The organism is Acinetobacter sp. V116_7 (genome assembly GCF_056735735.1).
The window spans coordinates 34,984-50,849 of sequence record NZ_JBWZIF010000023.1 but is presented as its reverse complement, the minus strand read 5'-3'; the positions used below and the strand labels follow the sequence as shown (position 1 = coordinate 50,849).

The 15,866-nt window shown below is 38.5% G+C and carries 15 protein-coding genes; 10 read left to right on the top strand and 5 right to left on the bottom strand.

What is annotated here, in order from left to right; genetic code table 11:
* Positions 1 to 4: 4 nt before the first annotated feature.
* From adeI to sdsA, 4 genes are all read right to left on the bottom strand, one after another.
* The gene (adeI, locus tag AC1PJP_RS09725) at positions 5 to 1,252 is read right to left on the bottom strand and encodes a multidrug efflux RND transporter periplasmic adaptor subunit AdeI (protein WP_199987531.1); all 1,248 of its coding nucleotides are present in this window, start codon (positions 1,250 to 1,252) and stop codon (positions 5 to 7) included.
* A 23-nt stretch (positions 1,253 to 1,275) separates the two neighbouring features.
* Entirely contained in the window at positions 1,276 to 1,902 is a 627-nt protein-coding gene (locus tag AC1PJP_RS09720; RefSeq protein ID WP_199987532.1) for a phosphatase PAP2 family protein, read from the bottom strand.
* Between the two features lie 183 nt (positions 1,903 to 2,085).
* The gene (locus AC1PJP_RS09715; protein WP_199987541.1) at positions 2,086 to 4,146 is read right to left on the bottom strand and encodes a site-specific recombinase; all 2,061 of its coding nucleotides are present in this window, start codon (positions 4,144 to 4,146) and stop codon (positions 2,086 to 2,088) included.
* Between the two features lie 14 nt (positions 4,147 to 4,160).
* On the bottom strand, positions 4,161 to 5,138 hold the full coding sequence (sdsA, locus tag AC1PJP_RS09710) for an All-trans-nonaprenyl-diphosphate synthase (RefSeq protein ID WP_005310003.1): 978 nt from the start codon (positions 5,136 to 5,138) through the stop codon (positions 4,161 to 4,163).
* A gap of 443 nt (positions 5,139 to 5,581) precedes the next feature.
* On the opposite strand from sdsA, the gene rplU reads away from it, so the two are divergent.
* The 7 genes from rplU to AC1PJP_RS09675 all read left to right on the top strand — a co-directional run bounded on the left by rplU (position 5,582) and on the right by AC1PJP_RS09675 (position 11,370).
* Positions 5,582 to 5,893 (top strand): 50S ribosomal protein L21, encoded by a 312-nt coding sequence (gene rplU, locus AC1PJP_RS09705; protein ID WP_004639133.1) that lies wholly within the window; start codon positions 5,582 to 5,584, stop codon positions 5,891 to 5,893.
* Between the two features lie 18 nt (positions 5,894 to 5,911).
* Positions 5,912 to 6,169, top strand: a complete 258-nt coding sequence (gene rpmA, locus AC1PJP_RS09700; protein ID WP_002116037.1) for a 50S ribosomal protein L27 — start codon at positions 5,912 to 5,914, stop codon at positions 6,167 to 6,169.
* Between the two features lie 240 nt (positions 6,170 to 6,409).
* Positions 6,410 to 7,105 carry an outer membrane lipoprotein periplasmic chaperone LolA gene (gene lolA / locus AC1PJP_RS09695; protein ID WP_005310008.1) on the top strand — a complete coding sequence of 232 codons (696 nt, stop codon included), beginning with the start codon at positions 6,410 to 6,412 and terminating at the stop codon, positions 7,103 to 7,105.
* 116 nt (positions 7,106 to 7,221) lie between these two features.
* Positions 7,222 to 8,022, top strand: a complete 801-nt coding sequence (locus tag AC1PJP_RS09690; RefSeq protein ID WP_199987533.1) for an RsiV family protein — start codon at positions 7,222 to 7,224, stop codon at positions 8,020 to 8,022.
* Between the two features lie 118 nt (positions 8,023 to 8,140).
* Entirely contained in the window at positions 8,141 to 9,412 is a 1,272-nt protein-coding gene (gene serS / locus AC1PJP_RS09685; RefSeq protein ID WP_013196969.1) for a serine--tRNA ligase, read from the top strand.
* Positions 9,413 to 9,479: 67 nt separating this feature from the next.
* The gene (gene cysG / locus AC1PJP_RS09680) at positions 9,480 to 10,853 is read left to right on the top strand and encodes a siroheme synthase CysG (RefSeq protein WP_199987534.1); all 1,374 of its coding nucleotides are present in this window, start codon (positions 9,480 to 9,482) and stop codon (positions 10,851 to 10,853) included.
* A gap of 43 nt (positions 10,854 to 10,896) precedes the next feature.
* Positions 10,897 to 11,370 (top strand): tRNA (cytidine(34)-2'-O)-methyltransferase, encoded by a 474-nt coding sequence (locus AC1PJP_RS09675; RefSeq protein WP_002116042.1) that lies wholly within the window; start codon positions 10,897 to 10,899, stop codon positions 11,368 to 11,370.
* Positions 11,371 to 11,429: 59 nt separating this feature from the next.
* Here the strand turns inward: AC1PJP_RS09675 and AC1PJP_RS09670 are convergent, their stop codons facing one another.
* Entirely contained in the window at positions 11,430 to 12,971 is a 1,542-nt protein-coding gene (locus AC1PJP_RS09670) for a PT dipeptide repeat lipoprotein (protein ID WP_479766888.1), read from the bottom strand.
* Positions 12,972 to 13,072: 101 nt separating this feature from the next.
* Between AC1PJP_RS09670 and AC1PJP_RS09665 the strand changes: the two genes are divergently transcribed.
* The 3 genes from AC1PJP_RS09665 (at position 13,073) to AC1PJP_RS09655 (ending at position 15,807) form a co-directional block, all read left to right on the top strand.
* Positions 13,073 to 14,263 carry a cupin-like domain-containing protein gene (locus AC1PJP_RS09665; protein ID WP_199988259.1) on the top strand — a complete coding sequence of 397 codons (1,191 nt, stop codon included), beginning with the start codon at positions 13,073 to 13,075 and terminating at the stop codon, positions 14,261 to 14,263.
* An 85-nt stretch (positions 14,264 to 14,348) separates the two neighbouring features.
* Positions 14,349 to 15,158 (top strand): DUF6502 family protein, encoded by an 810-nt coding sequence (locus AC1PJP_RS09660; RefSeq protein ID WP_013196974.1) that lies wholly within the window; start codon positions 14,349 to 14,351, stop codon positions 15,156 to 15,158.
* A 16-nt stretch (positions 15,159 to 15,174) separates the two neighbouring features.
* Positions 15,175 to 15,807, top strand: a complete 633-nt coding sequence (locus tag AC1PJP_RS09655) for a hypothetical protein (protein WP_013196975.1) — start codon at positions 15,175 to 15,177, stop codon at positions 15,805 to 15,807.
* Positions 15,808 to 15,866: the final 59 nt, after the last annotated feature.

The following is a 15,866-nucleotide window of genomic DNA, read 5'->3' as shown; positions in this document are numbered from 1 at the left end:
CCCCTTATGCATTAGATGCTTTCTGTTCTGCTTGAGGTTTACCTGATTGAGCCGGTTTTGTAGCATTTGGAGCTACACCTTGAGGATTCGCTGGTTGAGCTTGGTAAGGTTTTGCTGACACTTCTTGCCCTTCTTTAACTTTGGCAACACCATCAACAATCACTTTTTCACCAGCTTTGAGACCATTAGTCACAATCCAGTTTTGTCCTTGAACACCAGAGGTTTCAACAGGACGACTCTCAACAGCGCCTTTAGCATTAACAAGCATTGCTACAGCTTGACCTGTTGGTAAACGCGTAATTGCGGCTTGAGGGATCAGATAAGCATTTGGAACTACACCTTGAACAATCTGCGCAGTTGTATACATACCCGGAAGTAACAGATGGTTCGGGTTCGAGAATACGGCACGTAAAGTAATCGTTCCTGTATCCTGATTTACAGAAGCATCAGAGAAAGCAAGTTGTCCTTCGATTGGATAAGTCGAACCATCTTCAAGCTTCAACTTCACTTTCGTGTTGTTACTGTTGTTTAAACTGCCTTTGCTGAGTTGTTGGCGTAAACGTAATAACTCGGCACTAGACTGGTTAATATCAACATAGATTGGATCTAACTGTTGAATCGTCACTAAAGGATCAGTTTGGTTTGCCGTAACTAAAGCACCAGCTGTTACAGAAGAACGTCCAGACTGACCAGAAATTGGTGAGCGAATTGTAGAATAACCAAGATCTACATTTGCATTCGTTACTTGAGCTTTTGCAGCAGAAACTTGTGCTTCAGCAACATTAACCTGACCAAGTAAGTCGTCATATTCTTGTTTAGATACAGCATTACTCGAAACAAGTTGCTTATAACGGTTTAGCTTGGTACGTAATGAAGCTAGATTTGCCTGTTGTTGTAAAAGAGATGCTTTTGCATTTTCAAGCGTTGCACGGTTTGTTCGAGAGTCCAGTTCATAAAGAGCCTGACCTTCACGTACATAACTTCCTTCAGCAAACAAGCGTTTTAAAATTACACCACTTGTTTGAGGACGAACTTCAGAAATTTGATATGCTGAAGTACGGCCAGAAAGCTCAACGCTTTGTTCAACACTTTGTGGTTGAGCAACAATAACACCTACCTCAGCAGGCGGCATTTTCTGAGCAGCAGCAGCTTGCTGTTTCTCATCGGAGCCTTTGCCACAACCAACAAGTGCGATACTTGTTGCTAATGCGCAAGCAGTAAGGGCAGGAGCCCAAAGCTTAGCCGACATCATTGTTCCACCTCGTTAGATAAAATCTAAAAATATATTTGTTTTTTACTTAACCTACTTTGTGTTTGTAATAACCAGAGCCAAAGCAGTGCAATCCAAATAAAACCTATGCCCCAACCGGCGAGTACATCTGTTGGAAAATGAACTCCAGCATATATTCTTGAAAGCCCCATGCAGATAAACCAAAGGCAAGAAATCAAAATGATATAAGGAGAGTTAATGCTGGGCTTATGGCATAACATTATCATTGCCAGACAAGCCAGTGTTGATGCATAAACACTGTGTGCACTTGGGAACGATGCACCGTAACTTTCGACAATATGATATACCTGTGGGGGTCTTGGGCGATCAACACACCACTTGAGCAGCCAACCCATGGTGATACTGCCAAGAACTCCCACGCTAATGAAAATAACAGTAATATATTTTTTATACCATGCCTGATATATACACACCAGAAAGGATAAAAAAAGTACAAAAGGCATACCGCCTATCCGTGCTAGGAAGATCGTAATAGAGTTAAGATAATCTGAACGATATTCACTCAATATTTGAACGCTGAGAAGATCCAAAGACTGAAGTCTTGGTACAAAAAGACCAAGAACACCTAATCCTAAAAAAATACAACCAATAAAAAGCAACAAATAGGGCATATAAATACCTTTGCTTATTCAAGCAGTGTCCACTACTGAAAGCCGTTAAAAGTGTACTTGCCAGTACACTTTTTTTCAAGCCTGATAGATCATCGTAAATTCATTTTGAAAAATTTTTAACATTTGGAAAAACAATCACAACAAAATTGACGGAATTCACATTTTGTGTACAAAGCAAAATTCTTAATGTTCTATCTTTTTTCCATTATTTGTAGTCGTATTTTCTTCAAGTTCTAGCGGCTGTTTTGGGGGCCAGAAAAAATCGCTTGGGCGAGTCAGAAAATGGGTCATAACGAGTTTGGCTAAAGGTTTCCATTGTTCGAAGCGAACACGACGTGCACGTAGAGCCACAATAATCGTTAAGGTGAAACTAACGAATAAGTTAGTGAGACCAATACATAACACACCTAGAAAGGACACGATAATCAATCCGATGTCTGGACTGCCGTTAATGGTCATTAAACCTTGAATAAAGTTAGCCGAAGCAAAGGCAATATGACGGATATCTAAAGGTAAACCTAAAATAAACCCTATGGTACCCATGCTTCCTAACATAATCCCGAATAAGAAGTTACCCGCTAAAGCTCCTAAGTTACGCTCAATATATTCAGCAAAACGGTTGAGGCGATCTTGCCCAAACCAGTTTGCTAAGCGGTGATGCGCTCTTAGGCGTGGACCGACTTTTCGGTAAACAGCCAGGTTATCGAAGTATCCAGCAATGAGACCCGACAAAAATAAACACACTCCGGCAATCGCTGCATGTGGAACTGCTAATGAAGTGAAGGGGTTTAAGCTGTGCAACAAATACGTTGCTTTAGTATGAGTTAATAAAGGCTCATCAAGATAGAACTGCCAAGCAAAAGTAATGAGTGCGGCAGTAGGAATCGCAATTGAAATATTGCCTAAAATAGCAATGAATTGTGTTCGAATAATATTAATAATCAGGGCTGCTAACTCTGCAATTTGAGCTGTTTTAGAGCCTTTACGCTGTTGCACAGTGGCTGCGAGGGCCGCAGCTGTCATTGCAGGTTGTTTGGTTGCAACTGTGAAATGCAATACATGAATCAGAATGAATCCTAGAGAATAATTCATACTGAAAGTAAAGGCCTGCATGAGCGGAGCCATTGTCATTCTTGCTGCAAGAATTTTTAAAGATGCCATACAGGCAATAATGACGCCCGCCCCAGCAGCAGCTTTATACATGCCCCAAAAGCCTTTGGTGTCAGTACTTACATAATGCTCACCTGTTCGACTGGCATTTTCAGTCACTTGAAAGGCAATAAGTTCACTTGTTGTACTTAATAAAGAGCGAACACTTTTTTCACTATAGTGCGCCTTGGTTAAATCGGAAATCAGATGTCCTAAAGAGACATATTTTCCTTTAGTGTTATCTACAACCAAATAAAGCAGTAATTCAATGCGATCAAGGCACTGCTCAAGCAATGACAATAAGTAAGTCAAACTTAAGCTGACCCCAATTCTTTTGGTAGCACGGCGAATTTTTAAAACGACATCCCGACACTGTTCCAGCATAACAAATGCTTGTGAAGCATCTGGAGGGGAGGTCACCGCAATTTCATGTTCAAAAAGTTCTTGTTTTTTGTACTTCTCGATAAATTCAACAATTTCACGGTTTTGAACTAAAAATGGTGATTCATATTCAGTTAATTCCGGTTGAGCATTAATAAATTCGGGGTAAAGACCAATTCCACTTATACGATAAGATAAAACGGTAATTGCTTTAATCATTTCACTTTGAATGACAAGCTTTTCATCTACATTACTTTGGCTTTGTCCAATAAGACCAAATAGATTTGCCCAATCTTCCTCATCAATATTATTGAGCCAAATTTTGTCACTTTCTAAATAGAAAATTCTACCAATTAATATTTTGAGTTGGCTTGCATCTTCAATTAACGGTAAAAAATGTGCTCCGAGCCTTTGTCCTAGCTGGTTCCAAAAACCATCTAAAGACAAAATTCCGCTATCGGCATATAAGCTGACTTGTTTATAGCGATTAATTAGACGTAATAAAAAAGTTTGTAGCAGGAAGGGTGCTGTAGGTGTGCGTAATAGGCTTTCAATGAAAGCCTGTATTTTTTGCTTTATCTCATCCGTATTTTGAGGATCGGATGGACGAATAGCATTGACTAACTCAATAAGTAGATTTTCGTCAACGACAGCTTGAGAATCCTCAAGCTGTTTCTGTATTTTTAAAAAAAGATCTGAAAAATTTATATGCATAGGCAAAATAATATCTATTGTATTCGATGTAACGCAAGCTGAGTTAAGTTAATCAAAGCCTGACGATACGGTGTATCAGGTAGGTTTGATAAAGCTTGCAGTGCTGCTTCTGTTTCTTCTTGGGCACGTTGGTGACAATAATCTAAAGCACCAGACTTCTGTACAATTTCTATGACCTGAGATAATTGGTCCACTCCACCAGTTGCAATGCTGCGACGAATAATCGCATGCTCTTCACCTGTTGAGTGTGCTAATGCAGAAATTAACGGTAAAGTTGGCTTACCTTCCATTAAATCATCACCAATATTTTTACCTAATGTTTCAGCATCTGAAGTGTAGTCTAAAATATCATCAATAATTTGGAATGCATTACCAAAATGACCGGCAAACAATCTTAATGGTTCACGATATGCTTCTTGTCCAGCCAGAATAGCAGCGCCTTCTGTAGCCAACTCAAACAGGCGAGACGTTTTACCATGAATAATTTTTAAATATGTTTCTTCGGTTGTATCTGGTTGATGCTGTGATTGAAGTTGTAATACTTCACCTTCAGCAATTTCACATGTACCTGTTGAAAAGTCTTTCAATAAAGTCATGTTATTTAAATCGACCAGTAAATCAAACGCACGGGCAATCAGGAAGTCACCGACTAATACGGCTGTTTGATTGTTCCATGTCGCATTTGCTGTAGGTCGACCACGACGAAGCCCAGATTCATCTACCACATCATCATGAACCAATGTCGCGGTATGCAACATTTCAATGATTGCAGCCAGACGTTGTGCATTTTGCATGTTGTCTAAACCACAAGCGCGAGCCGCCAGTAAACACATAATCGGACGCATACGCTTTCCGCCAGCTTCAACCACATGTTTGCTGACAGACATGACTAAACCGACTTTTGAGCTAATTCCTTCATTAATCAAGTGATCCATCGCAGCAAAGTCTGAGGCAACAGGCGCAAGAATGTCTTGCTTGAAATCGATGACCATATGAAGAAAAACCCCGTATTGGTAGATAAGTGGCGTTAGTGTAACAATTAAAGGTGTGTTGCACAGGTAAACAAGTGGCTGATATTAATCATTTCTATTGTCTTTATGCGTTCTTTGTTCTTTATTTAAGCAAAACATGATATTTCCGGCAAAACAATAAATTTAATGACATCAGCATTAATACAACTTGTTCTTGTCGCAATTTGTGTCTGGAACTGTATTTTAATTTTCATTCAGAATCAATGAAAACTGCTAAATTCCAATCGAAGCTGTCTGTTGATTTTGTAAAAAGAGGGGAATAGGAGCCACTGATAAATAGAAAATACTTGTCGTTTGATCAAATTTCACTTAAAATCTGTCGCCTTATATAACCCCAGTGGCGAGCGTTTTAAGATCGATATATCCCTTATCGGCACGACGACACGGGCTAATTGGAGTACATTATGTACGCAGTAATCCAAAGCGGTGGTAAACAGCACCGTGTAGTTGAGGGTGAAACCCTTAAAGTTGAATTATTGAAAGCTGAATCTGGTGCGACTATTACATTTGATGATGTATTAATGGTTGTAAACGGTGACAGCATTCAAATCGGTGCTCCAGTTGTAGCTGGCGCTAAAGTAACTGCAGAAGTGGTTGGCCATGGTCGTCACGACAAAATCCGCATTATCAAAATGCGTCGTCGTAAACACTACCGTAAACAACAAGGTCACCGTCAATGGTTCACTGAGTTGAAAATTACTGGTATTTCAGGCTAATCACGAGGAGTAAGAGACATGGCAACTAAAAAAGCCGGTGGATCGACGAAGAACGGTCGTGATTCAAACCCAAAAATGTTAGGTGTTAAAGTTTACGGCGGTCAAGCTGTAACTGCTGGTAACATCATCGTTCGTCAACGTGGTACTGAGTTCCACGCTGGTGCAAATGTTGGTATGGGCCGTGACCATACTTTATTTGCTACTGCTGACGGCGTAGTAAAATTCGAAGTGAAAGGTCAATTTGGCCGTCGCTACGTAAAAGTTGAAACTGTATAAGTTTTAGCTTCAAAAAAAGCCCACATTTTGTGGGCTTTTTTTATGGAATTTAATCTGGTGTATCTTCATCATGATGAATGAAATTCTACAAACAACATGAATAACATAACAAAATATCTTATTTTCTCAATGATTAGCACAGAGTTTGTCGGTTAATATGAGTCTTGAATTAAGAGCTTGCTAAGTTTCATAACTTTGGAAGATGGCAAGTTGTCTTACAGCAACTAAAAAGGTGATGACATGAATATGCTTCGTAAAACTATGTGTGCTATTACACTCAGCGCGTCAGTGCTTGCTCCTGTAATGAGTACTACAGTGTTTGCTGCGCCTGTAGCAGCACCGGAGCAACAGGCAATTGGGAACCTGGTTAATCAGTTATCAGGTTTACAGCGTTTGACTGCCGACTTTGAACAAACAACTAAAGCCAATACAAAAACTGTGGCACAGAAAAAGAGTTTAAGTGCACAGCATATGAACCAGACATTCAAAGGCTCAATGAAAGTTGAGCGTCCGGGGAAATTTTATTGGGAAACAGTAAGTCCTGCTAAACAAACTATTGTAACGAGCGGAAAAACAGTTTGGATCTATGATCCAGATTTACAACAAGCGGTCCGCCAAAGCTTAGATGATCAGGTTGCAGATACACCAGCATTATTACTTTCTGGTAATACCAATCAAATCATGAAATCTTATCGTGTAACGCAACCCGATAAATCAAAACTTTATTTCACATTATTCCCTAAAAAAGAAGATGGTGCTTTCCAAAGCTTAACAATTAGTTTTGGAGCAAATAAAGCCCCTACGCTTATGGTGTTACAAGACTCATTAGGTCAGACCACCTATGTGCGCTTTAAGAACGTGAAAGTAAATGCTTCAATTCCAGCATCTGTCTTTAACTTTACGCCACCAAAAGGCACAGACATTATTGATCAATAATTAAAGCCTCTTCAAAAAAGCTACCTTTCACGGTAGCTTTTTGTATATAAGAGAGATAGATACATTTTTTAACCCCATCTCGATCGGACGCTTTGTATAGTGATAGAGGTAAATTCATGGGGGTTATTATGCGACTTTACGATAAAAAAATTATTTGTATTCTTCCATTAATGGCTGCAATGGCAATTGTGAGTGGTTGCCAACCAAAGTCGACAGCCAAAGAAGAGCAGGCTGCTTCGACTGCAAAAGTTAAAGAAACTAAAGAGGCTGGTGTTCCTGTAATTCAGGCAAAAGTAATCCCAGTAAAATTGCCAAAATCAAAAGTTTGTTTAGAAGATGGTTGTACTGAGTATGACTTTCAAACAGTACAAACCAATCAGAAGTGGATTAATGATTACTTCACTAATCGAATAAAGAAAGCAGATCCGAATGCTTTTGCAAATTTGGCTGATCAGCCAGTTGAAGTGCCTGAAGGCGAGCCTCGTTCGAGTCAAAGTGCAATTTATGTTCGCTATTTAGGACAAAATTATAATCTTGCAACCTTTGCATTACAGACCTATTCGTATTCTGTTGGTGCAGCACATGGTATGTCACATCAAGAGTTCGTGACTTTTGATTTATTAAATAAAAAACATATTACTGTTGCCGAACTCATTCAGCCAGATGTCGAAAAACAATTAGTTGATGCACTTTTTAATGCAAATACAAATTGGCTTCAAGAGCACAATATTAGCCGTGAAAAGCTGCAATTAAGTGATAATTTCTACTATGGCGCAAATGGGATTGTCTTTGTCTATCCAATTTATGAGTTGGCTTCTTATGCTGAAGGGATGTCTGAATTAACGCTACCATATTTTGAAGCGAGTAAATTCATTAAACCTGAGTATTTACCGAGTGTGCCAAAGTATAAGTTCTAAAATAGGTGATCTATTCTAACAATTGTGTGAAAGCTATTCGTTATGAAGATGATCACTATATTTTTTAGTGTGAAGGCCTTACACTATAGCCAGTTTTTTACCCATATTATGATTGATTATGATCGACCCTAAGTTACTCAGAAATAATATTGAAGCTGTTAATGCAGCTTTGGCAAAACGTGGTGTTCAATTAGATGTTCAAGAATGGGCTTCTTTAGAAACTCGCCGTAAAGACTTGCAATCAAAAACTGAAAAATTGCAGGCAGAACGTAATGCCGGTGCAAAACAAGTGGGTCAGATTAAAAAATCCGGTGGTGATGCTTCTGAAATCATGGCGCGTATGCAAGCGATTGGTGATGAAATCAAAGCTGCTGAAGTAGCTTTATCAGAGCTCCAAAACGAGATTGAACAAAAAGCGCTTAGCATCCCTAACTTACCAGATGAGTCTGTTCCTGCTGGTAAAGATGAAGATGATAACGTTGAAATTTCAAAATGGGGTACGCCTCGTCAGTTTGATTTTGAAATCAAAGATCATACTGACTTAGGTGAGTGGATGGGCGGTTTAGAGTTTGAAACTGCGACTAAATTGACTGGTTCACGTTTTAGTGTGTTGAAAGGTTCTTTAGCGCGTCTACAACGTGCTTTAACACAGTTCATGCTTGATACCCATACTTTAAAGAATGGTTATACAGAAGCTTATGTGCCTTATTTGGTAAATGCTGATTCACTTCGTGGTACTGGTCAGTTACCAAAATTTGAAGAAGATTTGTTCAAACTTCAAGGTGAAAAAGAATATTACCTCATCCCTACAGCAGAAGTTCCTGTTACTAACTTTGTTCGTGATGAGATTATTGATACCGAACGCTTGCCATTAAAATATGCAGCGCATACACCGTGTTTCCGCAGTGAAGCTGGTTCTTATGGTCGCGATACCCGTGGTTTAATTCGTCAGCATCAGTTTGATAAAGTTGAGATGGTGCAAATCGTTAAACCTGAAACTTCTATGCAGGCACTTGAAGATCTTACTGCACATGCTGAGGGCATTTTGCAGGCACTTGGTTTGCCATACCGCAAAATTTTGCTCTGTGGTGGAGATATGGGCTTCGGTGCGACTAAAACTTACGACTTAGAAGTTTGGGTTCCAAGCCAAAATACTTACCGTGAAATCTCAAGCTGCTCTAATATGGGTGATTTTCAGGCACGCCGCATGAAAGCACGCTACAGAATGGATCAAAAGAAGACTGAATTAGTGCACACACTAAATGGTTCAGGTCTTGCAGTTGGACGTACTTTGCTTGCTGTAATGGAAAATTACCAGCGTGAAGATGGTTCTATCGAGATTCCAGAAGTATTACGCCCATATATGGGTGGTTTAACCTTTATTGACTAAGCTTTGCATCTAAATTGTGCACGGTTTTTGCTTAACCCAAATCAGATGATTAATGTAGAGGTTTAAGGTGGATATTTTTCCAATCTCTTTAAAGTTGCAACAGCAACGTTGTCTGATTGTGGGTGGTGGGCATATTGCTTTGCGCAAAGCAAATCTTTTAGCCAAAGCTGGAGCCGTAATTGATATTATTGCTCCAGCAATTGAAGATCAGCTTTTAGAGTTGGTTCAGGCGAGTGGAGGACAGTATTTTGCTGAGACCTTTGCCGAAATTTTTTTAAATACACCTTATAGATTAGTCATTGCTGCGACTAATGATGCGCAAGTGAACAAAGCTGTTTTTGAGCAATGTGAAGTGCGTAATTTACTGGTAAATAGTGTCGATGATATTCCACACTGCCGTTTTATGGTTCCAGCAATTATTGATCGTTCTCCATTGATCATTTCTGTTGCCTCAAATGGCGCATCACCTGTTTTATCTAGACAACTTCGTACTCAAATAGAAACGATTGTTCCACATGGCATGGGGAAACTTGCTGAGTTTTCTGGTCAATGGCGTAAGCAAGTAAAAGAAAAGATTAGTAACCCAGATGAGCGTCGAATCTTTTGGGAAAACTTATATGCTAGCCCATTAAAAGAACAAGTTTTTAATGACAATTTAGAAGTTGCAAATGATTTGATTCAGCAAGCCTTAACAGAATGGACTGCACCTAAAGGTGAAGTTTATTTGGTGGGGGCTGGGCCAGGTGATCCTGAACTACTGACATTAAAAGCATTGCGTCTTATGCAGCAAGCAGATGTCGTGATTTATGATCGTTTGGTGTCTGCACCGATCTTAGAACTTTGCCGTCGCGATGCGACCAAAGTTTATGTAGGTAAAGCCCGTTCAAATCACTCTGTTCCTCAAGATGGTATCAATGCTTTACTGGTTGAATATGCTCAAAAAGGAAAGCGTGTTTGTCGTCTAAAAGGTGGTGATCCGTTTATCTTTGGGCGTGGTGGTGAAGAGATTCAAGAGCTAGTTGAGGCAAATGTCACTTTCCAAGTTGTGCCAGGAATAACAGCAGCATCTGGTTGTTCAGCTTATGCAGGAATTCCATTAACTCATCGTGACTATGCACAAAGTGTACGTTTCTTGACTGGGCATTTAAAGGAAGGTTCACCTGAACTCCCTTGGAATGAACTAGTTTATGAAAATCAAACTTTAGTCCTCTATATGGGGTTAGTTGGTTTAGAACGCATTTGTGAGCAACTTATTGCTCATGGTCAACGTGCTGATATGCCTGTAGCTTTAATATCTAAAGGAACCACACCAGAACAGAAAGTTATTGTTGGAACATTAGCTGATATTGCAACTAAAGTGTCTGAACATCATATCGTAGCACCGACTTTAACCATTATTGGTGAAGTGGTGAATTTACGTGAACAGTTAAAATGGCAATAAATTTATCTGAATTTATTGCTGGTTATTAAAGTCGAGAAAATTTGTGATTCATGTTGTCCTATACGAGCCTGAAATTCCTGCCAATACAGGCAATATCATTCGTTTATGTGCTAATACGGGCGCACAGCTACATTTAGTCAAGCCACTAGGTTTTGAATTAGATGATAAAAAGCTCAAACGAGCAGGTCTTGATTATCATGAATGGGCGCGTATGCAGATTTGGGACAACATTGAACTATGCCTTGCAGACTTAAAAGCTAAAGGTGTTGAGCATGTTTTTCCACTCACCACTAAAGGCTCAGCGACTCCACATACAGTCGATTTGAATCGACCTGTGGCTTTACTGATGGGGCCAGAAACACGTGGTTTGCCTGAGCATGTCCGCTTAATGTTTCCACAAGAACAGTGGATCCGTTTGCCAATGGCCGAAAACTCAAGAAGTTTAAATTTATCTAATGCAACCGCCGTGATTGTTTATGAAGCATGGCGTCAGCAGGGCTTTAAAAACTTAGGATAAGTTATCTAATTTTAAGTAAGAATAAGGCCACAGTTGTGGCCTTATTTGTTTTAGATGTCTTATTTAGGGAAAATTACACCACTTGCTAAATCATAATTTGTTGGTGAGTTGGTATAGACCGATCCAAGTCGAACTGCAAAGAACCAACCTAATTTACCTTGGTCTTGAATTCGATTTTCAACGAGATATGGCTCATCTGTTTCGGATGCAGCATCTTCAATAAATACTTTATATTCAATAGGCCCTGTATTTTCACTATCACGCTCAAATAGATAACCATCAATATTAAAGAAGCCTAGATTATTGTTCGCATCCACCAATCTATAACCTTCAGCTGCCTGCTCTTTAAGAAGTTTTTCAAGTTTTATTGCATCTTCCTTGTTAAACGGAATATGTTGTGGAACTTCAAAATAACGATACGCATAGGTTCCGTTATGTGTACTGCTATTTACACAAGTAGGTACATAGAAGGTTCCATTCGTTGTGCCGTTATTGGTGAATTCTGAGTTTGCGTAAATTAGCTTACAACCTTGTGCACCAAGTTCATTGAAGGCATTCAAAATACTCGTGCGAGAAGTGTTGGTTAAGAAGCGATTAGAATAAGAATATGTTGCTGGTTTCTTATCATTTTTAACAAATAAATATTTATCTGTATTCGAAGTTACTTCTCCAAATGAAAGTTTATATATATAGCCTAAGCTACCTTGTTTATTTAACTCATTTACCCATAGTAAATAACGGTTTGCCACTGAATTAGTTTTAACATCAACTGTTTTATAGGTGTATGTATCAGTGGTTTTATTGTTTTTGACATATAAATTTTTATATAGGGCAAAGCTACTATTAGGATTATCCAAACTGACTGATGGTGTGAGAAGGGCGTAGCCTTGGCGTCCTTGATCATTAAGTTGGGTTAATAGATCTGCCCAAGATTCTTTATTGTCCGCTAGTCTATAACTTGCTGTTGCCAATACTTGTGTCGGCTTTTGCATGCTTGCTGGTGGAGTTGTTTTTGTGAAGCAAGTATTCATGAGATCAAAGTTTGCTTGCTGCAAATAATTATGTATCGCATTTGGTTCATTCGTAGGGACTAGGCAGAATTGATTTGCATTTTTAAAACCTAAAATAGCAGATTGTTTTTGCTCCAATTCTCCAGCTACAACAAGCTGCCAATCTACTTTATTATAGCTTGAGGTTTGTATTGTCTGAGGTGCTCCAATATTTGAAACCAGACTAAAATCTTCAGCTTGGCGGTAACTTGCAACGATGTTACCTGTGCAGTTTGATTCATTCTCATAACGTACTGTTTCACTGGCAAATCGAACACTGTTATCAGAAACCTTAATAATGTTCATTTTTAGAGCAGAACCGTTAATACAACCTCCTTTGCCCGCTAACCAACTTCCAACAAAGCGATCCGCTACACTTGTTGGTGTTGGTGTTGGTGTTGGTGTTGGTGTTGGTGTTGGTGTTGGTGTTGGTGTTGGTGTTGGTGTCGGTGTCGGTGTCGGTGTCGGTGTCGAATCATTATCGTCAGACCCGCACCCACTTAAAGCTATAAAAATCAAAGCAATGCTGCTTCCTTTTACTATGTTATTCATCACATGAACCCTTTTTTTATTAAAAATGTGAAAATTTAACATTTTTAAAATAGATCAATTATAATGCAGTTGTAAAGATCAAATTTGAAAAAAGGTTCAACATGGCAGCTTATAATCAAATTGAAATATTCGAACAAAGCCAAAAATGGTTTGACCAGTTGCCATTAGAATGGAAAAACTGGCTTGAAGAAAATTTAGAAAAAGGGTGTGGAATTGAACAATTAGTCGATGTATTAAAAGCAAATGGATTTGAGCCAAGATTTGAAATGAATGATTTGAAATTTCAGATTTTATCGGATCATGATCAAGAGTGGATAATTGAACAAGTTTTAAATAAGGTCACGTCTGCGGAAATTATAAAAATATTAATAGAGCAGGGGCATGATGGTTTAAAAGTAAAAGAGTATTTAAATAATTTAGAAAATAATCAGTTATATAAGATTTTGAAGAAAAAGCATCATCAACTTAAAAAACGTGAATGGTTAATAGAAACTGTAGATCAATTGGCACAGCTAAACTCTGGCTATAGTGAAGAAATTCCTTCAATTACTGCTCCACAGTTCTCTAGCTTTATAAAAGATTACTATAGTCAACATCGCCCTGTGATTTTAAAAGAAGGAATAGAACATTGGCCAGCTTTGCATAAATGGTCTCCGCAATATTTTGCTTCTAAAATTGGCCATCATTCAGTTGAAGTTCAGATGAATAGAAATTTAGATGAACAGTTTGAAAGACATTCTCCATTACTCAAACAGAAAATGAAGATGTCAGAGTTTGTATCAAAAGTTATGTCAGTTGATGCCAGTAATGATTTTTATATGACTGCAAATAATGCGACCAACAGCCATCAGATGCTTCAAGAACTATTTTTAGATATAGGTGATTTTGCAGAAGGTTATTGTGACTTGGCTTTAAAAGATGAGCGTAGTTTTTTATGGTTTGGACCTAAAGGAACATTTACGCCATTACATCATGATTTAACGAATAATATGTTAGTTCAAATTTATGGACGCAAAAAAGTAACTTTAATTCCTGCCTTGCAAGTTCCTCATCTATATAACGATCATTGGGTGTTTAGCGAATTAAGTAATGCAAAAAAAATTGATTTTGAAAAATATCCTTTGGCAAGATCAATCACTCCAGTGGAATGTATTTTGAATGCTGGGGAAGCTTTGTTTATACCAATTGGTTGGTGGCATAGTGTAGAAAGTTTAGATGTCTCAATCAGTATTTCTTTTACCCATTTTAATGCGCCAAATCATTATGTTGATCGGTTTCCAAAAGAGGTCTAAGAATGAAAATTGCATCTTAAACCGTTCAGTGTGACAATTGCTCGGCCCATACTGTTTTTCAAATATGAAGGAAAATTGTTACCCTATGACCACACTCCAAACGAACAATGCAGAACTTAATCAGAAGCAGGTATTAATGTTAATGGAATACCTGACGCAATGGTTAATTCGTTCAGGAGTGGGATATAACGACTTTGTGACTGCTTTGAAACCTGTTTTCTATCAACAGGCTTTAACTGAGCTAGAGCGTATAGAACAAAAGCCAACTGATTCAGCGGTCAGTTTACTTTCAGGGTTACATCGCAAAGATGTGAATGCCTTTAAAAAGGCGATGCAGGCTGGGCAGCCTTTAACAGAAGCAAAAGTAGCAGAGCCCGTAAGTGTTCCTGCTCGGGTGATTGGCTTGTGGCTTGCAGAGGGATTGGCAGAAAAAATTCCTTTTATTAGCGAAGATCAGATTAGCTTTGAAAGTTTGGTAAAGAAAGTTTCAACTGAAAAACACCCAAGATCTATTTTGAATGAACTTGAGCGTCTGAACATTGTGAAAGAACAAGATGGCCTTGTGGTGTTGCAGCAGCGTAGTTTTATGCCTGATGTTGAGCAATTCGAAGTTCGAAAATTATTAACGAATAACTTAGAGGCACATTTAGCTGCTGGAGTTCATAATTTATTTCAACCAGAAAAAGAACCCTATTTAGAACAAGCAATTTTTGCTGATGAACTAACAGATGAATCGATCACTTTACTTAAAGAAGCAAGTTTACGCTTGTGGGAAGATCTATCATTACAAGTACTCAAGTTAGCCATTGAACGTTGTGCACTCGATGAAGGAAAAGAGGGTGCAACCAAAATTTTCCGTTTCGGAGCTTATCAATATGATGAAAATAACTTATAAAAAATTAATAATATCCATGAGTTTCATTTTGATGGGTGGTCTTTTGACTGCTTGTGGAGAGGATTTATTCGCGGGTGGTGCCAGTTTAGGTGGATCGGGAAATCCGACTAAACCCGGTAAACCAGGTGATTATGAAACACCTGCCGATGGTGAGAAAGGTGACTCAAAAGATAATGAAATCTGGTTACCTGCGCCTGTTGAAGATGACTGTAATGGCTTGCATCGTAAATTACAGTTCCTGAATAATGTAACGCGTGAACCCATCGAAAAAGAAACAGTTTTTAAATATGCACAGCAGTTAACTTTAAATGGCACAATTGCATTGCAGATTACTCAAACTAATAAGGGATTAGAGAAAATACAAGAACGACAACCTGCATGTTATGTGCCTTTAGAACTCTATTTATTTGGAAATACTAAACGTTCTTATCCAGAAAATGAGTGTAAAGAGACTCAAACTTACGAATATCAGCCTAATGAAACCAAAACTTTCATTGTCAATTATCCTGCATTTGAAGTCATGAATGGTACTTGGAAATATGGTCTAGAAAGCATCTATTTGAAAAATGAGCAGGAGTTAAAACAATGCGAACCTTTAACTATTCAATTTAAAATAAGTGTGCCACCTGAACCGATTAAAATTAATTAAGTTGAGCGGCTTTTAAGCTAAGAAAAAAGCCTAATCGATCAAGTTCAATAAAATTTTAA